Source organism: Amycolatopsis sp. NPDC052450, from assembly GCF_044547565.1.
Classification (GTDB): Bacteria; Actinomycetota; Actinomycetes; order Mycobacteriales; family Pseudonocardiaceae; genus Amycolatopsis.
The window spans coordinates 40,127-63,217 of the sequence record NZ_JBIUAQ010000018.1; the positions used below are offsets into that span (position 1 = coordinate 40,127).

At 69.4% G+C, this 23,091-nt stretch carries 24 protein-coding genes; 11 read left to right on the plus strand and 13 right to left on the minus strand.

Annotated elements, in window-relative coordinates; genetic code table 11:
- Positions 1-30: 30 nt before the first annotated feature.
- Positions 31-684: a pyridoxamine 5'-phosphate oxidase family protein gene (locus ACIHAO_RS26675; protein ID WP_396562209.1), complete on the plus strand. Its 654-nt coding sequence runs from the start codon at positions 31-33 to the stop codon at positions 682-684.
- A gap of 98 nt (positions 685-782) precedes the next feature.
- Here the strand turns inward: ACIHAO_RS26675 and ACIHAO_RS26680 are convergent, their stop codons facing one another.
- Positions 783-2,219: a sensor histidine kinase gene (locus ACIHAO_RS26680; RefSeq protein ID WP_396562211.1), complete on the minus strand. Its 1,437-nt coding sequence runs from the start codon at positions 2,217-2,219 to the stop codon at positions 783-785.
- Positions 2,216-2,911, minus strand: coding sequence for a response regulator transcription factor (locus tag ACIHAO_RS26685; protein ID WP_125792553.1), 696 nt, complete (start codon positions 2,909-2,911; stop codon positions 2,216-2,218). Before ACIHAO_RS26685 ends, ACIHAO_RS26680 begins: the two co-directional genes overlap by 4 nt.
- Before the next feature lie 136 nt (positions 2,912-3,047).
- On the opposite strand from ACIHAO_RS26685, the gene ACIHAO_RS26690 reads away from it, so the two are divergent.
- The 6 genes from ACIHAO_RS26690 (at position 3,048) to ACIHAO_RS26715 (ending at position 7,928) form a co-directional block, all read left to right on the plus strand.
- Positions 3,048-4,403 carry a ferric reductase-like transmembrane domain-containing protein gene (locus ACIHAO_RS26690; RefSeq protein WP_396562213.1) on the plus strand — a complete coding sequence of 452 codons (1,356 nt, stop codon included), beginning with the start codon at positions 3,048-3,050 and terminating at the stop codon, positions 4,401-4,403.
- Between the two features lie 17 nt (positions 4,404-4,420).
- Positions 4,421-4,837: an FMN-binding protein gene (locus ACIHAO_RS26695; protein ID WP_396562215.1), complete on the plus strand. Its 417-nt coding sequence runs from the start codon at positions 4,421-4,423 to the stop codon at positions 4,835-4,837.
- Complete coding sequence (locus ACIHAO_RS26700; protein WP_396562217.1) at positions 4,834-5,571, plus strand: FAD:protein FMN transferase; 738 nt, start codon at positions 4,834-4,836, stop codon at positions 5,569-5,571. Before ACIHAO_RS26695 ends, ACIHAO_RS26700 begins: the two co-directional genes overlap by 4 nt.
- 42 nt (positions 5,572-5,613) lie before the next feature.
- Entirely contained in the window at positions 5,614-5,994 is a 381-nt protein-coding gene (locus tag ACIHAO_RS26705; protein ID WP_396562219.1) for a VOC family protein, read from the plus strand.
- Positions 5,991-6,815, plus strand: coding sequence for a class I SAM-dependent methyltransferase (locus ACIHAO_RS26710; RefSeq protein ID WP_396562221.1), 825 nt, complete (start codon positions 5,991-5,993; stop codon positions 6,813-6,815). The genes ACIHAO_RS26705 and ACIHAO_RS26710 overlap by 4 nt, the downstream gene beginning before the upstream one ends.
- Before the next feature lie 99 nt (positions 6,816-6,914).
- A complete protein-coding gene (locus ACIHAO_RS26715; RefSeq protein ID WP_396562223.1) occupies positions 6,915-7,928 on the plus strand; it encodes an asparaginase in 1,014 nt (337 codons plus the stop codon).
- Positions 7,929-7,985: 57 nt separating this feature from the next.
- Here ACIHAO_RS26715 and ACIHAO_RS26720 read toward each other — a convergent pair whose 3' ends face one another.
- The 3 genes from ACIHAO_RS26720 to ACIHAO_RS26730 all read right to left on the minus strand — a co-directional run bounded on the left by ACIHAO_RS26720 (position 7,986) and on the right by ACIHAO_RS26730 (position 10,484).
- Positions 7,986-8,465: a cysteine dioxygenase family protein gene (locus ACIHAO_RS26720; RefSeq protein ID WP_125786696.1), complete on the minus strand. Its 480-nt coding sequence runs from the start codon at positions 8,463-8,465 to the stop codon at positions 7,986-7,988.
- 262 nt (positions 8,466-8,727) lie between these two features.
- Entirely contained in the window at positions 8,728-9,741 is a 1,014-nt protein-coding gene (locus tag ACIHAO_RS26725; RefSeq protein WP_396562226.1) for an NAD(P)H-dependent glycerol-3-phosphate dehydrogenase, read from the minus strand.
- Positions 9,741-10,484 (minus strand): lysophospholipid acyltransferase family protein, encoded by a 744-nt coding sequence (locus ACIHAO_RS26730; protein ID WP_396562228.1) that lies wholly within the window; start codon positions 10,482-10,484, stop codon positions 9,741-9,743. Before ACIHAO_RS26730 ends, ACIHAO_RS26725 begins: the two co-directional genes overlap by 1 nt.
- 99 nt (positions 10,485-10,583) lie before the next feature.
- On the opposite strand from ACIHAO_RS26730, the gene cofC reads away from it, so the two are divergent.
- From cofC to ACIHAO_RS26745, 3 genes are read left to right on the plus strand one after another with little or no spacing between them, the layout of a single operon-like run.
- Complete coding sequence (gene cofC / locus ACIHAO_RS26735) at positions 10,584-11,189, plus strand: 2-phospho-L-lactate guanylyltransferase (protein WP_396562401.1); 606 nt, start codon at positions 10,584-10,586, stop codon at positions 11,187-11,189.
- 58 nt (positions 11,190-11,247) lie between these two features.
- Entirely contained in the window at positions 11,248-13,557 is a 2,310-nt protein-coding gene (locus ACIHAO_RS26740; RefSeq protein ID WP_396562230.1) for an RNA degradosome polyphosphate kinase, read from the plus strand.
- Positions 13,554-14,489 carry an NUDIX domain-containing protein gene (locus ACIHAO_RS26745; RefSeq protein WP_396562232.1) on the plus strand — a complete coding sequence of 312 codons (936 nt, stop codon included), beginning with the start codon at positions 13,554-13,556 and terminating at the stop codon, positions 14,487-14,489. The genes ACIHAO_RS26740 and ACIHAO_RS26745 overlap by 4 nt, the downstream gene beginning before the upstream one ends.
- 522 nt (positions 14,490-15,011) lie before the next feature.
- Here ACIHAO_RS26745 and ACIHAO_RS26750 read toward each other — a convergent pair.
- The 3 genes from ACIHAO_RS26750 to leuC form a co-directional block, all read right to left on the minus strand.
- Positions 15,012-15,680 (minus strand): HU family DNA-binding protein, encoded by a 669-nt coding sequence (locus ACIHAO_RS26750; protein WP_396562234.1) that lies wholly within the window; start codon positions 15,678-15,680, stop codon positions 15,012-15,014.
- Between the two features lie 253 nt (positions 15,681-15,933).
- Entirely contained in the window at positions 15,934-16,536 is a 603-nt protein-coding gene (gene leuD, locus ACIHAO_RS26755) for a 3-isopropylmalate dehydratase small subunit (RefSeq protein ID WP_396562236.1), read from the minus strand.
- Between the two features lie 31 nt (positions 16,537-16,567).
- Entirely contained in the window at positions 16,568-17,986 is a 1,419-nt protein-coding gene (gene leuC / locus ACIHAO_RS26760) for a 3-isopropylmalate dehydratase large subunit (RefSeq protein WP_396562238.1), read from the minus strand.
- Between the two features lie 80 nt (positions 17,987-18,066).
- On the opposite strand from leuC, the gene ACIHAO_RS26765 reads away from it, so the two are divergent.
- A complete protein-coding gene (locus tag ACIHAO_RS26765) occupies positions 18,067-18,768 on the plus strand; it encodes an IclR family transcriptional regulator (protein ID WP_007031477.1) in 702 nt (233 codons plus the stop codon).
- A 218-nt stretch (positions 18,769-18,986) separates the two neighbouring features.
- On the opposite strand, the gene ACIHAO_RS26770 is transcribed toward ACIHAO_RS26765, so the two are convergent.
- The 5 genes from ACIHAO_RS26770 to ACIHAO_RS26790 all read right to left on the minus strand — a co-directional run bounded on the left by ACIHAO_RS26770 (position 18,987) and on the right by ACIHAO_RS26790 (position 23,024).
- Positions 18,987-19,379: a hypothetical protein gene (locus ACIHAO_RS26770; protein WP_396562240.1), complete on the minus strand. Its 393-nt coding sequence runs from the start codon at positions 19,377-19,379 to the stop codon at positions 18,987-18,989.
- Between the two features lie 103 nt (positions 19,380-19,482).
- Complete coding sequence (locus ACIHAO_RS26775) at positions 19,483-20,667, minus strand: hypothetical protein (RefSeq protein WP_396562242.1); 1,185 nt, start codon at positions 20,665-20,667, stop codon at positions 19,483-19,485.
- A gap of 43 nt (positions 20,668-20,710) precedes the next feature.
- On the minus strand, positions 20,711-21,127 hold the full coding sequence (locus ACIHAO_RS26780; RefSeq protein WP_396562244.1) for a hypothetical protein: 417 nt from the start codon (positions 21,125-21,127) through the stop codon (positions 20,711-20,713).
- A 12-nt stretch (positions 21,128-21,139) separates the two neighbouring features.
- Complete coding sequence (locus ACIHAO_RS26785; protein ID WP_396562246.1) at positions 21,140-22,633, minus strand: hypothetical protein; 1,494 nt, start codon at positions 22,631-22,633, stop codon at positions 21,140-21,142.
- Between the two features lie 7 nt (positions 22,634-22,640).
- Positions 22,641-23,024: a hypothetical protein gene (locus tag ACIHAO_RS26790; protein WP_396562248.1), complete on the minus strand. Its 384-nt coding sequence runs from the start codon at positions 23,022-23,024 to the stop codon at positions 22,641-22,643.
- Positions 23,025-23,091: the final 67 nt, after the last annotated feature.

Consider the following 23,091-nt stretch of genomic DNA (forward strand, 5'->3'; position numbering starts at 1 on the left):
CAGGCCACTCTGGTGGGTGAGACTACTCGCATGTCCACGCCGCTCTCACCCACCGACAGGACCACTCTCGGCCGCAAGAAGAACCGCGCGCTCAGCGACCGCTCGGCGCTGTACGCGGTGCTCGACGAAGGCCTGATCTGCCACCTCGGCGTCGTGCGCGACGGCGCCCCGGTGGTCATCCCGACCGGCTACGGCCGCGACGGGAACACGCTCTACCTGCACGGATCCACCGGGGCGAGGAGTATGCGCGATTCCGACGGCGTCGAGATCTGCGTCACGGTCACCCTGCTCGACGGCATCGTCTACGCGCGCTCGATCAACAACCACTCGATGAACTACCGCAGCGCCGTGATCCTGGGCAAGGCCGCCGCCGTCACCGACGCCGACCGGAAGATGCACGCCCTCCACGTGCTGACCGACCACCTCGCGCCCGGTTCGTGGGAGCACGCGCGGGACGTCAACGCGAAGGAGTTCGCGTCGGTTTCGGTGCTGGAACTGGACCTCACCGAGGCGTCGGTGAAGATGCGCGGCGAGGGTCCCGACGACCCCGAGGACGAGGTCGCGGCCGATCTCTCGTGGGCGGGAGTGCTGCCGGTGCGGACCGTGTTCGGGGAACCGGAGCCGTCGGTGGACCTGGTTTCGGAGTGGACGGTGCCGGAGCATGTGAAGGGGCGGGTCGGGTAGCGCTCACCGGCCTGCGATGAAGGACGCTTTAATAGCAAATTTTGCAATGAAAGCGTCCTTCATTGCACGCGCGAGAGGGGGTCACGCGCGGGAGGGGGTCATGGGCGGTGGCGCGGCAGCCGCACCGTGAACGTCGTCGCCCCCGGCACGCTCTCCACCTCGATCGTCCCGCCGTGCGCGGAGACCAGCGAAAGCACCACCGAAAGCCCGAGCCCGGTCCCGCCGTTGCCACGGGTACGGGTGGTGTCGACGCGGTAGAACCGGTCGAAGATCCGCTCCCGCGCTTCCGGCGGGATCCCGGGCCCGGCATCGCTCACCCGCAGCACGACCTCCGAGTCCGAAGCCGAAGCCGACAAAGCGACCGCCGTCCCGGGCGGCGTGTGCACCGCGGCGTTGGCGAGCAGGTTGTCGAGCACCTGCCGCAGGCGCACCGGATCCGCTTGCAGGACAACACCTTCCGGTAGCGCGCCGAGGCTCAGCGGATGCTCCGGGCGACCGGCGGCGAAGGCCTCCCCCGCGTCGGTGATCAGTTCGGCGATGTCGACGTCGACCAGCCGCAGCGGCGCCTCGGTCTCCGGCGCGTCGAGGCGCGCGAGGAGCAGGAGGTCGTCGACGAGCACGCTCATCCGCTCGGTCTCTTCCCGGATCTTCGACAGATGCGCGTCGCGTTCGGCGGGTTCGTTCGCCGCGGCGTAGCGGAAAAGCTCGGCGTAGCCCCGGATCGACGTCAACGGGGTGCGCAGTTCGTGGGAGGCGTCGGCGATGAACCGCCGCAGCCGCTCGTTCGCCTCCCGGCGCGCGACCAGTGAGGAATCGAGGTGCGCCAGCATCAGGTTGAACGCCGTCCGCAGCTCCTCGACCTCCGCGCCGCCGCCGTTCGCCCGCGCGCGCACCGGCAGATCGGCGTTCGTGGTGAGGTCGTGCGACGCGATGTCGTGTGCCGTCCCGGCCATGTCGCTCAGCGGCCGCAGCCCGCGCCGCAGCACCAGCCGTCCCGCGATCACCAGCACCGCCAGCGCCAGCAGGAACGCGACGACCTCGACCATCACCAGCTGGCTCACCGTCCGGTCCAAATCGGCCTGCGGGGCGGCGCTGACCAGCACGATGTTGCGGTCCGGTTCGATCGGGCAGGCCCGGACCCGGTAAGTGCCCTTGTCCTCGATGTAGACGGTGCGCAGCACTTCGGTCCGCGTCGCGTCCTCGGCGACCTTTTCGAGCGCCTTCGTGTCCGGCGGCAGGGAACCGCCCGCCTGCGGCAGCGCGTCGCCGTCCCGCACCGCGAACACCGCGGAGAACCAGCCGTAGGCCTGCTGCGGTTTCCCACCGTGCGTGGTGCGCAGCGACGGCACCTGGCTGATCTGGGTCTTGGCGAGCTGTTCGTCGAGCCGGTCGTTCAGATAGCCCTTCATGATGCCGACCATCACGGTGCCGACGACGGCGAACACGACCAGCGCCAGCACCCCGAGCCCGAGCGCCAGCCGGGTCCCGAGCCTCGATCGGCGCCAGGCGTCGTACCACCGGCGCAGCATGGTCATCTCGCCGCCTGCCGGACGACGTAGCCGACGCCGCGCACGGTGTGTATCAGCGGTTCGTTGCCCGCGTCGAGTTTGCGGCGCAGATGCGAGATGACGAGTTCGACCACATTGGACCGGCCGCCGAAGTCGTACTCCCAGACGTGGTCGAGGATCTGCGCCTTGGTCAGCACCGACGGCGAACGCCGCATGAGGTAGCGCAGCAGTTCGTACTCCGTCGGGGTCAGCTCCGCGGGTTCGCCGTCGCGGACGACCTCGCGGGTGTCCTCGTTCAGGGTCAGGTCGCCGACCCGCAGCACCGCCGCCTTGGCCTGGTTGGTGCTCCGCCGCAGGACCGCGCGCAGGCGCGCCATCAGTTCCTCGACGGAGAACGGCTTGACGAGGTAGTCGTCGCCGCCCCGGGTGAGCCCGGCGACACGATCGGCCGTCGCGTCCTTCGCGGTGAGGAAGACGACGGGCACCGCCGTCCCGGATTCGCGCAGCTTGTCCAGCACGGTGAACCCGTCGATCCCCGGCAGCATCAGGTCGAGCACGACGATGTCGGGCGCGAATTCGGCGGCACGTTCGAGCGCGGCCTCGCCCGATCCGGCGGTGACGGCCTGCCAGCCCTCGTAGCGGGCGACGGTGGCCACGAGGTCGGCGATATGCGGCTCGTCGTCCACCACCAGCAGGCGGACGGGGTTCTCGGTGTTCACCACGCCATCCTCCGTGAACGCGCGCGCGAGGGCGAGGCGGGAGCGCATACGACAGGAAGCCGACAGCTTCCGCCAAGAAAGGTCACAGGTTGGCGCAGGAGGCTCGGTTCTTGAACCGGACCGGAAGGAACCACGTGTGACCACCATGACGAAGACCGCCGTGAGGCCGCGCCCGGCGATCCGTCCCAGGATCGCCGCACGCGCCGGGCTCTTTCTCTTCCTCGGGGCCAACGTGGCCACCGTCACCCTGCTCTTCTTCGCCGCCGGGCCCTCGGACAACGTGCTCATCAGCATCGGGCGGCTCGCCGGGCTGTACGGGGCGTTGACGATGGCGTTCCAGTTGCTGCTGGTCGCGCGCCTGCCGTGGTTCGATCGCCGTCTCGGTATGGACAAGCTCACCGGCTGGCACCGCTGGACCGGGTTCAGCCTGCTGTGGACGCTGCTCGCGCATTTCGTCTTCATCGTCTTCGGCTACGCGCAGGTCGAGGACAGCGGCGTCGTGGACGAGTTCGTCACGATGGTGACCGAACTGGAGGGGATCCTGCGCGCTGTCGTCGCACTCGCGCTGATCTTGCTCGTCGGCGCCGTTTCCGCCCGCTTCGCGCGCCGCCGGCTGGCGTACGAGACCTGGCATTTCCTCCATCTCTACACCTATGCCGCGGTCGTGCTGGCGTTCAGCCATCAGATCGCGCTCGGCGGATCGTTCGCGTCGTCGCCGGGGGCCCAGGTCTACTGGTGGGCGGTGTGGGGTGTCGCGCTCGGCTCGGTCTTCGCCGGCCGGGTGGCGCTGCCGCTGGCGCGGAACCTGCGTCACCGCTTGAGGGTCGTCGCCGTGGTCCCGGAATCCGACGACGTCGTCTCGGTGTACATCTCCGGCGAGCACCTCGACAGGATGCCCGCGAGGGCTGGCCAATTCTTCCTGTGGCGCTTCATGACCAGGGATCGCTGGTGGCAAGGCAATCCGTTCTCGCTGTCGGCCGCGCCGGACGGCCGCACCCTGCGGCTGACCGCGAAAGCCGCCGGTGACGGCAGCGCGTCCTTGCGGTCGCTGAAGGTCGGCACGCGTGTGTTCGCCGAAGGCCCGTACGGCGCGTTCACCACGATGCACCAACAGAAGCCGGACGCGTTGCTGGTCGCGGGCGGCGTCGGGATCACCCCGATCCGCGCGCTGCTGGAGGAGATCTCCGGCCACGTCGTCGTCCTCTACCGGGTCCGCACCCAGTTCGACGCCGTCCTGCTGCCGGAGCTGATCGGGCTGGCACGGGCACGCGGCGCGGTCGTCCGGGTCCTCAGTGGACCGTCCGATCAGGCCGGTCCGCACGGTCCGGTGCTCGGCGCGCGCAGTCTGCGGCAGTTGGTGCCGGACATCCGGGAACGGGACGTCTTCGTCTGCGGCCCGCCCGGGATGACGTCGGCGACGCTGCGCAGCCTCCGGGAACTGCGGGTGCCGAATCAGCAGGTCCACGCCGAACGCTTCAGCCTCGCCGCCTGAGTCAGGGAGTCCCGATCATGAAGAAGACCATCGTCGCCGCCACGGTCGCCCTTTCGGCCGCGGGCTTCCTCGGTGTCTGGCTGTACGAACCGGGCCCGCTCGGATCGGAGACCGTCGCCGTCGCCGCGCCTGCCCCGTCATCGTCTACTTCGGACGGTGGCGCGTCCGAAGGCGCCGAACGCACCATCGACGGTTCGGTCGAAAGCAACCGCTACGGCACCGTGCAGGTGCGGCTGGTGATCTCGGCCGAGGACAAGATCTCCGAAGTCCGCCTGCTGCGACGGCCGATCAGCGGCCGCGGGGTCGACGCGCTCCCGATCCTGCAGGAAGAGACGCTGACCGCGCAGAGCGCCGACATCGACACCGTCTCCGGGGCGACGTCGACGAGCGAGTCGTACGTCAAATCGCTGCAGGCGGCGCTGGACGCCAGATGAACCGCGTCGAACAGGTGATGGGACTGCCGGTCTCGGTCGACGTCCGGGCGGGCGGCGCGCTGGCCGAGGGCGCCATCGACGGCGTCTTCGGCTGGCTGCGGGAGGTCGACGCCCGGTTCAGCCCGTTCAAGGCCGGCAGCGAGGTGTGCCGTTACGACCGCGGCGAACTCGCGCCTTCGGAGCTGAGCGACGACCTCCTGGAAGTGCTCTCGCTGTGCGACCACTACGAACGGCTGTCCGGCGGGGCGTTCACCGCCCGGCTCCCCGGACGGCGACTCGACCCGAACGCGGTGGTCAAGGGCTGGGCGGTGCAGCGGGCGGCGTCCCTCCTGCTGGCCGAAGGCCTCGACGTCTTCTGCCTCAACGCGGGCGGGGACGTCGTCACCGCCGGCGAACCGGAACCCGGCCGCGCCTGGCGGGTCGGCATCCGGCATCCCGAACAGCCCGGCGCGGTGTGCGCCGTGGTGGAATCGTCCGGCGGCGCCGTCGCGACTTCGGCGGAATACGAGCGTGGCGCGCACATCCTGGACGGGCGGACCGGGCGCCCGCCCACCGGGCTGCTGAGCGTCACGGTCGCGGCCGGCGACCTCGTCACCGCGGATTCCCTGGCCACGGCCGCTTTCGCGATGGGAACCGAAGGAATCGCGTGGGTCGCGTCACAACCGGGATGCCAGGTGCTGGTCATCGACGCGGAACGGCAGGTGCATCGGTCGCCCGGGCTTCGGCTCGCTTAAACCGTTGGCCGGGCTTCGCGGGCTCGGGCAGACTGCGGCGTCATGACCTCTGTCGTACAGAACTTCTTCTTCGACTGCACCAACGCCTACGAACTGGGGCGATTTTGGAGTGGCGTCGTCGGCAAACCGATGCACGACGACGATCAGCCCGGTGACCCCGAAGCGATCATCGAGATGGACAACGGTGTCACCCTGTTCTTCGGGGAGGTCCCGGAGCCGAAGACGGTGAAGAACCGGATCCACCTCTGCCTCACGCCGGACATCCCGCGCGACGAGGAAACGGAGCGTCTGCTGAAACTCGGCGCGACCCTCGTGCACGACCGGCGCAACCCGGACGGCACCGGCTGGGTCGTCCTCGGTGACCCCGAAGCCAACGAATTCTGCGTGCTGCGCAGTGCCGCCGAAAAGGCCGCCACTTCATGACGGACTACGTCACCGTCAACCGCGCGAACTGGGACGAACGCGCCCCCGCGCACGCGGCGTCGGCGGATTACGGCTACGAGAAGTTCGTCGCGGACCCCACGCACCTCAGCGGCGTGGTCACCTTCGACCGGCCGCTGCTCGGCGACGTCTCCGGCGCGCGCGGAGTGCACCTGCAGTGCCATATCGGCACGGACACGCTTTCCCTGTCCCGCCTCGGCGCGCGGATGACCGGCCTCGACTTCTCCGCGCCCGCGCTGGAGATCGCGCGACGGCTGGCCGCCGAGACCGGCGCGGAGATCGACTACCACGAGTCCGATGTGTACGGTGCCGCCGACGTACTGGGCGCCGGGGAATTCGACCTCGTCTACACGGGAATCGGCGCGCTCTGCTGGCTGCCCGACATCGCCCGCTGGGGACAGGTCGTCGGCGCGTTGCTGCGGCCGGGCGGGCGGCTGTTCATCCGGGACATGCATCCGATGCTGGGCACCCTCGACGAGACCCAGCCGCTGATCACGTCACGCTATCCGTACTTCGAGCAGGCCGAACCGCTGGTGTTCGACGAACCGGGGACCTATGTGGACACCGACGTCTCGTTCCAGCACAACCGGACACACGAGTGGAACCACGGTCTGGGCGAGATCGTCACGTCGCTGCTCGACGCGGGGCTGACGCTGACGCGGCTCGTGGAGCACGACAGCGTGCCGTGGAACGCGTTGCCCGGGTTGATGACCCTGAACGAGGCGACCGAGGAATGGCGGCTGACGGAGGATCCGCAGCGGCTGGCGGCCAGTTTCACCCTCGAAGCCGTGAAGGCGCGGTGAGCGGTGGCGAAGGTGGCGGTGGGCGTCGGTACAGGTGGTCGTGAGTGGTAAGTGTCGTTAGAACGACACTTACCACTCACGAGTTTCTAGACTCTCCGTATGAGCGTCTCTCCCGTGAATCGGCCCCTTGTCGCCGTCGCCGCACTGGGCGGCACCATCTCCATGGTCCCCGGCGACGGTGAAGACCACGCCGTCCCCCGCCTCACCGCCGCCGACCTGCTCGGCGACCTTGGCGACGACCTCGAGATGGACGTCCGCGCGGAGACGCTCGCGGGGATTTCCAGCGCGTCGATGGACTTCGCGACCCTGATCCGGACACGGGACTGGGCCGCGAAAGCCGTCGACGAAGGCGCTCAAGGTGTCGTCGTGATCCAGGGCACGGACACGCTCGAAGAGACGGCCTACTTCTTCGAACTGACGTGGGCTTCCGAAGCACCGATCGTGATCACCGGCGCGATGCGCAATCCCAGTCTGCCCAGCGCCGACGGCGCGGGGAACGTACTCGCCGCGTTGACCGTGGCGGCCGATCCCCGCAGCCGGGGCCGCGGCTCGCTGGTCGTGTTCAACGACGACGTCCACGCCGCGCGCTGGGTCCGCAAGACACATTCGAGCCATGTCGAGGCCTTCTCCTCGAATCCCGCCGGGCCGCTCGCGCTCGTCAGCGAGGGCTTGGTCCACTACTTCCACCCGGTCGCCGCCCGCCCGGCGGCGTTGCCGCTGGGGGACGCGGACTTCTCCGGGCTGGTGCCGATCGTCGAGAGCGGCGTCGAGGACACCGGCGAACTCCTGGAAACGCTGGTCAAGGCCGGGGTCAAGGGAGTGGTGCTCGCCGCGAACGGCGCCGGGCACGTTTCGGCGGGGTCCGCCGACGTGATCGAGCGGGTGCTGCCGGAGGTGCCGATCGTGGTCGCCGGCCGCACCGGCGCCGGGCCGACGTTCCGCGGTACCTATGGCTTCCGCGGTTCCGAATCGGATCTGATCGCGATGGGCGCGACCATGGCGGGCTGGCTGGATCCGCGTAAATCCCGGCTCCTGCTGCACACTCTGCTCGCCACCGGCACCCCGCGAGACCGCATCGAAGCCGAATTCCGGCTCCGGGGCGACCTCACCTGACGCTCCCCCCACGCAATTCGTCACCTACTTGCGCCGGAGGGCCACGCAAGTAGGTGACTAAATGCGGGACGGGCCTGAGATGGGGTCCAGGTGGTACGGGCGCATGGTGCGCGTCTGGTGCCGGTAGACGTGCACGCTGACGGCCGGGTCCGGGCCGTCGTTGCGTACTTCGTGGACGTACCCGGGGCCGAAGACGCGAGACTGGCCCTCCGACAGCGAATGCAGCTCCGTCACCGCCCGCCCGTCGACGGCGCGCCGGGCGACGGTCTCGCTCAGCTGCCCGCTGACCACGGTGAACGCGCCCGCGGCGAATTCGTGGTCGTGCAGGTCGGTGCGCTGGCCGGGCAGCCAGCTCATCAGCCAGATCTCCTGGAGTTCGTCGGCGTCGACGAGGGCGGAGAAGCGTTCCTCGGGGTCGTAGCGGAGCAGGTGGCGCCAGCGGTCACGGTCCGCGGCGAACTCGAGCGCGACGCGCACCGGGTGGCGCAGGGCGGGGTTTTCGGGGATGACGAGCGTGTTGTCCGGGACGGCGAACATGGAGAAGTCCTCGCAAAGGAAAGAAGGTGTCGAGCTGGGCCGGGGCTGAGTTCACCGACAACAGCGACACGACGCACACGAGACGGCGCCAAGACCCGAGAGGCCCCGCGACACAGTCATCTCACATGCGAACATGCCCTCAGCGAACCAGGGCGGAACCCGGCGGTCAACCGATCTCATACCGTGGACCGTGAGTCCCTCACCTGGCTCCCATGCTCGCAGCACGGATCCGCCCTGGTCTGTCGCGATAGTGCGGTCTTCCTCAGGACCACTCGTGCTTCTGCGACCGGCCGAGCAGTTCGGCCCCGGCACGACGGGGGTCGACCCCTTCATGGCAGACGCGGTGCATCGCGTCGGTGATCGGCATGTCGACGCCGAGGCTCTGCGCGAGTTCCCGGATCGACGTGCAGGACTTGACGCCCTCGGCGACCTGGCCGCCGGTGGCCGCCAGCGCCTGCTCCAGCGTCTCGCCCCGGCCGAGCCGCTCGCCGAACGTCCGGTTGCGCGACAACGGCGACGAACAGGTCGCCACCAGGTCGCCGACGCCGGCCAGCCCGGCGAAGGTCAGCGGGTCGGCGCCGAGTTTCGCGCCGAGCCTGGCCATCTCGGCCAGTCCGCGGGTGATCAGCGTGGCCACGGTGTTGGCGCCAAGGCCGAGCCCTGCCGCCATCCCGCAGCTGAGCGCGATGACGTTCTTGCACGCCCCGCCCAGTTCACAGCCGACGACGTCGGTGTTGGTGTACGGCCGGAAGTACTGGTTGAAGCTCGCCTGCTGGATCGCCTTGGCGTTGTCGTGGTCGGTGCAGGCCAGCACTGCCGCCGCCGGCTGCCCCAGTGCGATCTCCTTCGCCAGGTTCGGCCCGGACACGACCACGATCTGCCCGGCGTCGACGCGGGCGATCTCGGCGATGACCTCGCTCATCCGCTTGAGCGTGCCCAGTTCGACGCCTTTCGCGAGGCTCACCAGGATCGCGTCGGACGGCAGCAGACCGGACCACTCCGACAGGTTGGTCCGCAGCGTCTGGCTCGGCACCGCGAGGACCACGGCCTGCGCGCCGTCGAGGGCTTCGGCCGGATCCGCCGTCGCGGTGATCCGCTCCGGCAAGTCGATACCGGGTAAATAGGACGAATTGAGATGCCGCTCCCGGATCTCTTCCGCGACCTCGGGCCGCCGCGCCCAGATGGTCACATCCCGTCCCGCGTCGCCGAGCACCTTCGCGAACGCCGTGCCCCACGATCCGGCGCCGAGCACGGTCACCCGCTGGACCGGGGCCATCAGGCGTCGTCCTCCGGCTTCTTCGCGGGCGGTTCCTCCTGGCGGATCTCCGCGAGCAGGGCGGTGATCTCGGTCATCATCAGGTCGGTGACCTCGCGCAGCTTGGAGGCGCTGCGGGTGGAACCGTTCTTGTACGGCGAAAGATCCAACGGCTCGCCGACCAGGTGCGTGATCGTCTTGCGCGGGAACGGCCTGAACTTCTTCGTGTAGCCGTCGAAGATGTGGTTCGTGCCCCAGCGCGCGATCGGGATCACCGGCACGTCGGTCTCCAGTGCGAGCCGCGCGGCCCCGGTGAACGGCTTCTTCGGCCAGCCGTCCGGATCCTTGGTGATCGTCCCCTCCGGATAGATCACCACGACCTTGCCGTCACGCAACGCCTGGTGGGCGGCCTTGAGGCTGTCGCCGGCGGCGGCCGAACCGCGGGAGACCGGGATCTGGCCCGCGCCCACGAAGATCTTGCCGAAGACGGGTGTCCTGGTCAGGCTCTCCTTGCCGAGGAAACGGGGCACCCGCCGCTGGCGGTGCACGAACACCGCGTCCACCGCCGGATCCATGTGGGACACGTGGTTGAGCAGGAGCAGCGCGCCGCCTTCGCGGGGGATCCGCCCGGCGTTGCGGTAGACCCGCTTGCCGATGGCCGTCGCCGGGTAGAACAGTGCGGCGGCGATGCCCACCCAGATGCCGCCCTTCTCACGCCGGGCCAATTCGTCCTCCTCGAAGTCACACGTGTCGTCCCAGGCCACTGATCCTGCCGCGCGCACGCGAGCGCGGTCCAGGGAGGGTCGGGTAAGAAGAGAGATGTGGACAGTTCAGGCAGTGCGGGCGTCGACCTGATCGTGCCGATGAAACGCCCCGCCGAGGGCAAGTCGCGGCTTCGTGGCGCGGTCGTGCCCGGACGGCACGCCGAGCTGGTGCTGGCGCTGGCCTTCGACACGCTGGCCGCGGCGACCTCGGCGGACGGCGTCCGCCGGGTGCTGGTGGTCGCCGCCGACCCGGCGTCGGTGGCGGAGCTGGCCGAACTGGGCGTCGAAATCGTCACCGAGCCGTCACGCGGCGGGTTGAACGCGGCCCTGCGTCACGGCGAAGAGCTGCTGCGCCGGGACACGCCGGCCGGTCTCGTCGGCGCCCTGCAGGCCGACCTGCCCGCGCTGCGCACCGAAGACCTCACCGCCGCCCTCGCCGAGGCCGCCGGGCGACGGGCGTTCGTCGCGGACCGGCAGGGAACGGGGACGACCCTGTTGCTCGCGGGAGCGGGCCGTCGCCTGGAACCCCGGTTCGGCGAGGGTTCCGCGCGGGCGCACACCGCCTCCGGTGCGACCCCGCTCACGATCGCCGCGGAATCGCTCCGCGCCGACGTCGACACCGCGGATGATCTCGCTCACGTTCGCACCCTGGGTGCCGGAAAGCGCACTTCAACGCTGTTGGGGACACCCTGCGTGGCGATGTGACGAGAGTTCACCCCGGCGTCCCGCGCGCGGCGCACATAATCGCGCCGAGTGGTGAACAATGAAGTCCGTGAGCACAAATGACGGCGGCACCCCGAACTCGGCAAGGAAGCGGAAGACCTCCGCCGCGAAACCGGAACCGGACCACGGCACGGCGAAACCCGTCCGGGCGAGGAAGACCTCTCCCGCGGTGAAGACCGCCCGTCCGTCCCCGCGCGCGACGCGCGGCGGTTCGGCGAGCCGTCCAGCACAGGAGTTCCGCGCGCTGCCCGCCGCGCCTCCCGCGGTGACGTCGGCGCCCACCGCCGTCGAAACCCTGCCCGACGACCGGTACTTCAACCGTGAGCTGTCATGGCAGGACTTCAACGCGCGCGTGCTCGCGCTGGCCGAGGACGAGTCGCAGCCACTGCTGGAGCGGGCCAAGTTCCTGGCGATCTTCGCGTCCAATTTGGACGAGTTCTACATGGTGCGGGTCGCCGGGCTCAAACGCCGCGACGAGACCGGCCTCCCGGTGCGCAGCGCGGACGGGCTCACCCCGCGCGAGCAGCTGGCCTACATCGCCAAACGCAACCAGGACCTGGTCGAGCGGCACACCAACGCCTTCGAACTGCACCTGCGACCGCAGCTGGCCGACGAGGACATCCTCATCGTCGGCTGGAACGACCTCACCGGCGCCGACCAGCTCCGGCTGTCGAACTACTTCAGCGAGCAGATCTTCCCGGTGCTCACACCGCTGGCAGTGGATCCGGCACACCCGTTCCCCTACATCTCCGGTCTTTCGCTCAACCTGGCCATCACCGTCCGGGACCCCGAAGCGGGCACGGAGCGGTTCGCGCGCGTCAAGGTGCCGAGCAACGTGCCGCGCCTGATGCGGATCGAGCAGCAGCCGCGGGAGAGCCACACCGCGACGTTCCTTCCGTTGGAGGAGTTGATCGCCGCCCACCTCGGCGAGCTGTTCACCGGGATGGAGGTCACCGAGCACCACGCGTTCCGGGTCACCCGCAACGCGGACTTCGAAGTCGAAGAGGACCGGGACGAAGACCTTCTCCAGGCGCTGGAACGGGAACTGGCGCAGCGCCGGTTCGGCCCGCCGGTGCGGCTGGAGGTGGCGCAGGACATGAGCGAGCACATGCTCGAACTGCTGCTGCGCGAACTGGAGGTCGACCCGCGCGACGTCGTCGAGGTCCCCGGCCTGCTGGATCTGACCTGCCTGCACCAGTTGTCCGGTGTCGACCGGAAGGAACTCAAGGACCGCCCTTTCGTTCCCGCCACGCATCCGGCGTTCGGTGAGCGCGAGACGCCGAAGTCGGTGTTCGCGACGCTGCGCGAGGGCGACGTCCTCGTGCACCACCCGTACGACTCGTTCTCCACCAGCGTCCAGCGGTTCATCGAACAGGCCGCCGCGGACGACAAGGTGCTGGCGATCAAGCAGACGCTGTACCGCACCTCCGGCGACTCCCCGATCGTCGACGCGCTGATCGACGCCGCCGAGGCGGGCAAGCAGGTCGTCGCGCTGGTCGAGATCAAGGCACGGTTCGACGAACAGGCCAACATCACCTGGGCCCGCACCCTGGAACGCGCCGGCGTGCACGTGGTCTACGGGCTCGTCGGGCTCAAAACGCACTGCAAGGTGTCGATGGTGGTGCGCCAGGAGGGTTCGACCATCCGCCGCTACTGCCACATCGGCACCGGCAACTACAACCCGAAGACCGCGCGCCTGTACGAGGACCTCGGCATCCTGACCGCCGACCCGACGATCGGCGCGGATCTGACGGATCTGTTCAACGTGCTCACCGGGTACTCCCGTCAGGACACCTACCGCAACATCCTCACGTCGCCGCACGGGATCCGCCGCGGCATCGTGCGCGCGATCGGCGAGGAGATCGAACTCGCCCGCGCCGGCCAGACCGCCGGGATCCGGATCAAATGCAACTCGCTCGTCGACGAGCAGGTGATCGACGCGCTGTACCACGCCTCGCAGGCGGGAGTGCCGGTCGACATCGTGGTGCGCGGGATCTGCTCGCTGAAACCGGGTGTGGAGGGACTGAGCGAGAACATCCACGTGCGGTCCATCCTCGGCCGTTTCCTGGAGCACTCGCGCGTCTTCACCTTCCGCGCGGGCGGCACCCGGTGGATCGGCAGCGCGGACATGATGCACCGCAACCTGGACCGCCGGATCGAGGCGCTGGTGCGGGTCAAGGATCCGAAGCTGACGGCGCAGCTGGACTACATCTTCGAATCCGCACTGCATCCGTCGACCCGGTGCTGGGTGCTGAACTCGACCGGCGAGTGGACCCCGTTCCCGGCTTCCGGCGACGACGTCCGCGACCACCAGGTCGAGCTGGCGAAGCGGCACGGGGCCGCGGGATGAGCGGGACCATCCGGGCGGCGGGAGCCGTTCTCTGGCGTCGTGACGGAGACCGGGTCGAGGTCGCGCTGGTCCACCGGCCGCGCTACGACGATTGGTCGCTGCCGAAGGGAAAGCTGGATCCGGGCGAGACCCTCGCGCGGGCGGCGGTCCGGGAGATCGAAGAGGAGACCGGATTCGAGGCCGTGCTCGGCCGGTATCTGGTCCGGACCGAATACACCGTGGCTGGACTGCCGAAGACCGTCGACTACTTCTCCGCGCACGCGGTTTCCGGCGCCTTCGCGCCGAACGAGGAAGTCGACGAGCTGCGCTGGCTCGACCCGGAAACGGCGGAGAAACTGCTGACGCGGACGGAGGACGTGCGGGTGCTGCGCGAGTTCTCCGCGCTGCCGCCCGAACTCACCACGGTGATCCTGGTGCGGCACGCCAAAGCGGGTAAACGCGACGAGTGGAACGGCGACGACGACCTGCGGCCGCTGTCGGACGCGGGTCAGCGTCAGGCCGAAGCACTGCGTTCGCTGCTGCGGCACTACGCGCCCGGCAGGGTGCTCTCGGCGCCGCGGCTTCGTTGCGTCCAGACGGTGAACGGGCTCGCCGAGGATCTCGGCGTCGAGATCCGGCACGAGCCACTGCTGTCGGAAGAGGGCTACTGGCCGGACCCGGTGCTCGGCGTGGCCCGGCTGCTGGCCATCGCCGGAGACGGCGGGACACCGGTGATCTCCAGCCAGGGTGGGGTGATCCCGGACGTCGTCAGCGCGCTGGCCGACCGCGACGGTGTCGACCTGCCCGCCGCCCGCGGCGGCGTGGTGCCGTCGAAGAAGGGTTCGTTCTGGGTGCTGTCCTTCCGGCCCCCGACCGAAGAGAACGGGCCGGTGCTGGTGGCCGCGGACTATTTCGCGTCGCCTTTGCCCACCCCGGCTCCCGCACATCCCTGACGCTCCGCCTGCGCTTGTTCCCCGAACTCGCGTGTCTGGAGACGGAACTCGCGTGTCTGGAGCCGTATCACGCGTGCTTGAAGCCGTAACTCACGAGTTACGGCTTCAAGCACGCGAGTTACGTCTTTGAGCACGCGAGTTACGTCTTTGAGCACGCGAGTTCGGAGTCTGGACACGGGAAAAGTCGTGCGGCACTCCCCCACGTGGGTGACGTGAGCTACTCCGGCAGTGTTCGTACCGTCGCTCCACTGTGGAGGGCGGCGCCGGGAAAGCGCGGCGATGCGTCCATCGGGGTGACCGTCGAAGCGGATTCTTTTCCGCGACTTCGCCCACCGGCACAAGAATCGCGGCACATCCGGCCCTGAGCCGCCGCGGATCCCTTCCGGGACCGTGATCCCCCGGACATCGCGCGCGGGCGCGTCGGGCGAAACCAGGCGGCCGCACGGCGGACGGCCGAAAAATGCGGCAGGGCCCCGCGCGATGCGCGGGGCCCTGCCGTTGGCTCTCTCGTGAAGAGGGAGCTTACTTCTTCTTCGCCGCGGCCGAAGTCCGCTTGGCCGGAGCCTTCTTCGCGGGGGCCTTGGCAGCCGTCGCCTTGGCGGCCGGCTTCGCGGCGGCCTTGGTGGCGGTCGCCTTCTTGGCCGTGGTGGCGCGAGTCGTGGCCTTGGCCGCGGTCTTCGGCGCCGCCTTGGCAGCGGTCGTCTTGGCGGCGGCCTTGGTCGCGGTCGCCTTGGCGGCCGGCTTCGCAGCCGTACGCGTCGTGGCGGCGGCGGCGCGGGTCCGCGTGGTGGTGGAACGCGTCGCGGCCGGGCGGCTGGCGGCCGTCCGGGTCGTCGTCGCGCGGGTGGTGGTGGCGGCGCGAGTGGTGGTGCCGGCGGTCGCGCGCTTCACAGCGGTGGCCTTCGGCAGCTTCTTCGAACCACTGATGACGTCCTTGAAGGTCGTGCCGGCGCGGAAAGCGGGCACGTTGGTCTTCTTGACGCGAACGGTCTCACCGGTGCGCGGGTTCCGCGCGGTGCGGGCGGCGCGGGCGCGCTTCTCGAACACACCGAAGCCGGTGATGTTCACCTTCTCGCCCTTGTTGACCGTCCGGATGATGATGTCGACAAGGCCATCGACGGCCTCCGACGCGACCTTCTTGTCGCCCAGGCGCTCCGACAGCGCCTCGATCAGCTGGGCCTTGTTGGCCATTCCAGTCCTCCAAGAAGAACTACTTGTACACGGCCCCGTCGGCCGACTTAGCGCACACGGTATTACCAATGCAGCACAAATTCCAAACGACGCGCGGAAATTTCCCTTGTCTCGGGGGCTGTTCCGCCTCCCGAGGGACCCCTTCAGGGCCTCTCGAGGTGCCGTTCGGTGTGGTTTCGGGGCTGTGTCGAGTACCCCCGGCCGGGGTGCGGATTCCCTGCTCAGCAAGGGAATCCGCCCCCTTTGACCGGCCCTAGGAGTGGGCGGCCGGGAGGGTCACCGGCTTCCAGGAGGGGCGCTGGGTCTCGAAAGTGTCGATCTCCTCCGCGTGGCGGAGTGTCAGGGCGATGTCGTCGAGCCCTTCGAGGAGCCGCCAGCGGGTGTAGTCGTCGATCTGGAAGGGCGCGGTGAAGTCCTTGGCTCGTACCGTCTTCGACTCGAGGTCCACCGTGACCTCCGTCCCCGGCTCGTTTTCGAGCAGCTTCCAGAGCAGTTCGACGTCCGCCTGCTCGACCTGAGCGGCGACGAGACCCTGCTTGCCGGAGTTGCCGCGGAAGATGTCCGCGAACCGGGAGGAGATCACGACCCGGAAGCCGTAGTCCATCAAGGCCCAGACGGCGTGCTCGCGGGAGGAACCGGTGCCGAAGTCCGGGCCCGCGACCAGGACCGACCCGCTTTTGAAGGGCTCCTGGTTGAGGATGAACGACTCCTCGGAGCGCCAGGCGGCGAAGAGCCCGTCCTCGAAGCCGGTGCGGCTCACGCGCTTGAGGTAGACCGCCGGGATGATCTGGTCAGTGTCCACGTTGGACCTGCGCAGCGGGACCCCGACGCCGGTGTGGTGGGTGAACGCGTCCATGTTGGGAACTCCTTCGCGGATGTCAGCGATGTCAGCGGGCGACGGCGGGCTGCAGGTCTTCGGGGCTGGACAGGGTTCCCCGCACGGCCGTGGCGGCCGCCACGAGCGGTGAGACCAGATGCGTCCGGCCGCCCTTGCCCTGCCTGCCTTCGAAGTTGCGGTTCGAGGTCGACGCGCTCCGCTCGCCCGGCTTCAGCTGGTCCGGGTTCATGCCGAGGCACATCGAACAGCCCGCCTGACGCCATTCCGCGCCCGCTTCGGTGAAGATCCGGTCCAGCCCTTCGGCTTCCGCCGCCTGGCGGACCCGCATCGAGCCGGGGACGACGAGCATCCGGACCGAATCGGCGACCTTGTGCCCGCGCAGGACGTCCGCGGCGGCCCTCAGATCCTCGATACGGCCGTTCGTGCACGAGCCGAGGAAGACGGTGTCCACCGCGATCTCCCGCAGCGGCGTGCCCGGCTTCAGGTCCATATAGGACAGGGCCTTCTCAGCGGCGATGCGCTCGTTCTCGTCACCGATCCGCTCCGGGTCGGGCACCTCGGCGCCCAGCGGGAGCCCCTGGCCCGGGTTCGTGCCCCAGGTCACGAAAGGCGTGAGCTCGTCGGCGTTCAGGTGCACCTCGGCGTCGAAGACGGCGTCGTCGTCGGTGCGGAGTTCGCGCCAGTTTTCGACAGCCGCGTCCCAATCCGCGCCCCGCGGCGCGTGCGGACGGCCCTTCAGGTACGCGAACGTCGTCTCGTCCGGCGCGATGAGCCCGGCGCGCGCGCCGGCTTCGATGGACATGTTGCACACCGTCATGCGGGCTTCCATCGACAGCTTTTCGATGGCCTCGCCGCGGTACTCGAGGACGTAACCCTGCCCGCCGCCGGTGCCGATCTTCGCGATCACCGCGAGGATGACGTCCTTCGCGGTGACGCCGGGGCGCAGGGCGCCGTCGACCGTGATCGCCATCGTCTTGAATGGACGGAGCGGCAGGGTCTGGGTCGCCATCACGTGTTCGACCTCGGAGGTGCCGATCCCGAAGGCCATCGCGCCGAAGGCACCGTGCGTCGAGGTGTGACTGTCACCGCACACCACGGTCATTCCCGGCTGGGTCAGGCCCAGCTGCGGGCCGATGACGTGCACGATGCCCTGTTCGTCGTCGCCCATCGGGTGCAGCCGGACGCCGAACTCCTCGCAGTTGGCGCGAAGGGTGTCGACCTGGGTGCGGGACACGGGATCCGCGATCGGCAACTCGATGTCGATCGTCGGGACGTTGTGGTCCTCGGTCGCGATGGTGAGATCGGGGCGGCGCAGTTTCCGGCCTGCCAGACGGAGTCCGTCGAACGCCTGCGGGCTGGTGACCTCGTGCAGCAGGTGCAGATCGATGTAGAGCAGGTCAGGCTCGGCCCCCTCGCCGCGCCGCACCAGGTGCGACTCCCACACTTTCTCGGCCAGTGTCCGGGGCATTTTCCGGCTCCTCACATGCGGTGAAATCGGTACTTCCCACCATCTGGACATCTCAAACTTCGGGAAGATAGTATCGGCTTGTGGGACAGCATAGCGGTATCGGAGTACTCGACAAGGCCGTGGCCGTGCTTCAGGCCGTGGCCGAAGATCCTTGTGGCCTGGCGGAACTGTGCACGCGGACCGGTCTGCCGCGCGCGACGGCGCACCGGCTCGCGGTCGGCCTCGAAGTGCATCGCCTGTTGCGCCGCGGCCCCGACGGCCGCTGGCGGCCGGGTACCGCACTCGCGGAACTGGCGGGCGGTTCGACCGACCCGCTGCTCGACGCGGCGAGTTCGGTGCTGCCGAAATTGCGCGACATCACCGGCGAAAGCGTTCAGCTGTACCGCCGCGACGGCGTCCAGCGCGTCTGCGTCTCGACCGCGGAACCGCCGAGCGGGCTCCGTGACACGGTGCCGATCGGTTCACGGCTGCCGATGACCGCGGGCTCCGGCGCGAAGGTGCTCGCCGCGTGGTCGGATCCGCACACGCAGCGGACGATCCTCACCGAGGCGGTGTACGGAGAGCGCACACTGCTCGAAGTCCGCCGCCGCGGCTGGGCCCAGAGCGTGGCGGAACGGGAACCCGGTGTGGCGAGTGTCTCGGCGCCGGTACGGGATTCGACGGGCACCGTCGTCGCCGCGGTGTCGGTTTCCGGGCCCATCGAACGCATAGGGCGTAAACCGGGGGCGCGCTGGGCCGCGGACCTGCTCGCCGCCGCGGACGCGCTCCAGGAGCGCCTCTGAGCCCGACACGCGGCGCCGGGCGAGCCGTCCGTGTCGCGAAAGCCACTTTCGGGACGCCAGACGTCGCGAAAGTGGCTTTCGCGACACGCCTTGGACTCGGTTTCGCCCGGGGACCGCAGGCGAACACCGGGAAGGCACAAGTCCTGCCTCAAGACGAGTGAAGGCCCCCTGCGGCGCAGGGGGCCTTCACCGTTTCCGTCCTGAATGGACCGGCGGGCTCAGAACTCGTCGGCCTCGGTCAGCTCGTGTTCGAGGGCGTCGGCACGCGCGACGAGGGACTTCAGCGGGTGTTCGAACTCGTTGACCAGGTTCAGGTCGACCAGCGGGACCGTGTGCTTGAGCAGTGCGACACCGTCCACCACCGCCGCGCCGCCGACCGAGTCGCCGCCCGCCAGCTCGAGCAGGCGCCGCAGATCGATCTTGTCGGCCCAGCCGACCGGAGACGAGATCTCCACCCACTCCGCGCCGTCGTGTTCGGGCAAGTGGTGCAAGGACACCTGCTGGCCGCGGCCGTCGCCGGTGTCGACCCGGAACCGGAGCCAGCCGTCCCGCTCTTCGAGCACCTCGTACCGGCCCCGGACGAAATTGATCACGCCTGCCCAGATGGACACCCTCGTCACCTCTCGGTTTCGCCGCCTCGTGCGCTGTCGAGCATGGCACATCCGGGGCAAAGGAGTGTCGATGGTCTCGTTGAGCCGAGGTGCGGGGGCCGACTCACTGCCAGGTGTCGTCCTCCAGCAGTTGCAGCGATCCCGTGTCCGACTCGGCCGCCCGCCGGTGGCCAGGGATCGTGAAGCCGTTCCCGTCACCGTCGACGGACCGGCCCCGCAGTGCGGCCACCACACCGTCGGCTCCCGAAGCGGGCCTTGGCGCGTCTTCGGAACGCTCCTGCGGGTGCTCGGCCGCTCCCGGTCGCACCGTTCCGGCCGTCCCCGCGGCGTGCTGCGGCATCCCCGGCGGCATCATCCCGCCTGCGGCGCCCTTCGCCGAACCGATCGTGCCGCCCGGCGGGATCTCCGCAATCGAACCGAGGGCGCGCTTTCCCGAGCCTGCCCGCGATGCCGCCGGAACCCCGCCGAGTCCACCGGCGGCGCCGAGCGTTCCCAGCGGCATGGGCGGCAGCGACCCGAGGCCGCCCGACGGCAGGCCGCCGCCGGACAGGCCGCTCAGCGGGCCGCCGGAAAGGTTGCCGGACGCCATGGTGTTCGGCGCCAGCCCGGCCAGCGTCGGCCCGTTCCCGGCGGACGAGGCGAGGCCGGACGCGGACGGCGCTTCAGACCCGTTCCAGCCGTCGAGAAGGCCGGACGAGTCCGGCAGCTTCCCGCCCGCCCCGCCACCGAGGGATTCGCTCAGGCTCTGCACCTCGGTGAGCAGGTTCACCGCCGCGTCGGCCGTTTTCACCGCGTCCGCGGCGGAACCGGTGACCTGGGGGAAACCTGGCAGGAGATCGGCCGGATTCGCGATCCCGGCGGCGGCGCACATCGACAGCATCGTCGTGTCGAAGCGAGTACCCAATCCGCTCAGGAAGACGCCCGCCTGCTGCTGAACCCCGAACGCTCCCGGGAAGTTGAGACTGAGCAACATGGCCTCGTACTCGGCGGCCATCCCGAGCACGATCCCCTGTGCCTCCGGCAGGGCGGCCGCCAGCGAGGCCAGTTTCTCCGACACCTGGGAGTCGTCGATCCGCTGACCCCACATCGTCAGGTCGGCCAGTGACAACTTGGTCTTCTCCTCGAACGCCCGGCCCGCGTCGTCGGTCCAGTCCGGGGCGAGGTCGTTGGCGCGGGTCTGCAACTCGACCTTGGCCTCTTCGACCCAGACGCGCGCCTCCTTCCACATCGTCGACTTCTGCATGAGGACCGGGACACAGGCCTGCGTCTGTGTGATGCACCCGACCATGACTTCCATCGGAAGTACGCCATACGGGAACAAGAAAGGCTCCTTAGGTCGTCTGCGGCGAGCCGTCGCCCGCGGCCGTCTGGGTGGGATCCGTCGTGCCGGACTGCGAGCCCGCGGCCCCGGACACCTGCTTCGCGACGCCGACCACCTTCTGGCCGAGCTTGACCCCGGACGTGGCCAGGTCGAGCGCGCTGGTGATGTCGGCGAGGGAATAGGTCGCGGCCGCTTGCTTGACCTTCGCGCCGTAAGTGACCATGTCCGCGGTGACAACGCCCAAATAGGCGTTGATCTCGGCGGTGACGGCCGTGTCCAGCACCGACAAGAGCGCGCTTTCGACCATCCCGGACAGATTCGCCGGTGTCGCGAGGCCCGCGGTCACCGAGGCCGGTATCGGTGGTGCCTTGAGTTGCTGGGAATAAGCGAACATCGAACTGGTGTCGCCGTCTACGACGTCGGACATGAGCCCCTCCTCCTAGTATCCGGTGCGGTATTTCGGTTGATCGGTGGCCGGGTCGAGTTGCCACAGGTCTTCGTCGAGCACGTGCACGACGTCGTTTTCGACGGCCGGGCGCTGCCGGGTGCCCGGCGGGCGCGGCGCCGTTCCCGCCCTGCCTCGCAGTGCCACGCCCGGTTCGCCCTCGGGTTTGCGCGAACGGACCGCGTTGACGTGTTCGGCGGCTCCCGGCCTGATGTCGCCGCCGCCGCCCGCTCGCCCGCCCGCGCCGTTCTGCGGATACATCGGCATCATCCCCGGGCTTCCGCCGAGGCCCGCCGTTCCGCCCGCCGACCCCACCGCGGCGGAGGTTCCCGGCACCGCGGCCCCGAATCCCGCGACGCCGGCCGCCGGGGAAGCGGTGCCGGGCATCGGCGAAACGCCGCCACCCGAGCCGATTCCGCCCGCCCCCAGGCCAGCGCCGATTCCGCCGCCACCGTCGCCGAGGCCCGCGAGGGTCGGCAGGCCCAGCGGATTGTCCGGGGACGAGAGGCCGCTCAGCGACGGAGACTCGCCGGGCTTCCAGCCTTCCAACGGGTTCGGCACGGTCGCCGGATCCGGCACGTCCACCGATCCGGCCCCGCCCGCGCCGAGCAACTGTTCGGCGACCTTGCTCCCGAGGTCGACCGCCTTGCTCGCGACGTCGAGCCCCGACGAGGCCAGATCCAGCTGTTCCTGGAGCGTGAGCGGCTTCTGTTCTTCGGGGGTCTCCGGAGTGTCTGCGGGATTCGGTTCTTGGGTCTCACCGGGGTTCGCCGCTCCCGGGTCGCCTCCGGTGCTGCTCGGGTCCCCGCCTCCCCCGGGGTCGGTCGCCGGTGAATCGGATTTCACCGTTGGGACGACGTCGCTGCGCGGGCCGGTCCACTGCAGTCCCCTGGCGTCGGGCAGCGCGTTGTCCGAGACATCCCGGTAGTGGCGCGCGAGGTTGTCGAGCGCCATGCCCGCCTTCACCCGGTAGTCGTCCTCGACCGCCTTCCTGTCCTCGGCCTGGACGCCCGGCCTGTTGTCGAACAGGGCGTGATAGTCGCGGTACAGGGTGTCCACATAGTCGAACGTCCTCTGGATGTCACCGGCCAGCTCGCGAAGCCGTTCGGCCACATTGGACATCGTGATTCCGTGCGAAGGGCGGCTCAGCGGCGAGTGGACGGTACTCGGCAGCATCGGGAGGATGATCCCGTTGTCCACCGGGATCGGCGCGTCCGCCGTCTGCACCCAGGAACGCAGGGTGTCGATGTCCTGCTTGGCCACGGCACCGAAGGTGGCTCCCGCCGCGTCCGGCCAGTTCGAGACCAGGTTCTCCACCTGCTGGTGAAAGGCGACGGCCTTGTCCGCTATCCAGGTGGCCGCTTCGACCCACATGTCGGCCGCCGCGTGAAGCCTCGCGACATGCGGGAGTTCGGCCGTGATCTTGTCGTGCTGCTCCTTGAGTCCGTACAGGCTGTACCCGAATTGGGACTCCCAAACTCCGCCCATGGCCGCCCTACTTCGTCTGCGGGGCGCCGGACACCCCGGGAGGAGACGGCTGCGTGATGTTCGGAAGCCCGGCTCCCTTGTCGTCGCGCCATTCCTTGAGAATTCCCGCCGCGGCCGCTTCGTCCGCGTCCCGGTAGGCGATTCCGGAGCGCTGGGCGAACTTCCCGTACGCCGCGATGCCGTACCTGACGTCCTGGACGAACGTTTGCAACGCGTTCGTCGCGTAGGCGTCGGCCTGCACGAGCGGACCGCATTCGGTCAGGCCGCCGCCGCACGCGCCGTCGACGGAACGGCCCATCAGCTTCGGGACGTCCTGCACGATGTTGTGGAAACTCTGCGCGGCCTGCATCATCACCGCGACGTCGCCGTCGACGGAATCACCGGATCCCATTGTCCCGCTCCTCATTTTTTCGGTCTGGTGAAGGCAACCACGCCGGCGGCGTGGCGGGCGGGCCGCG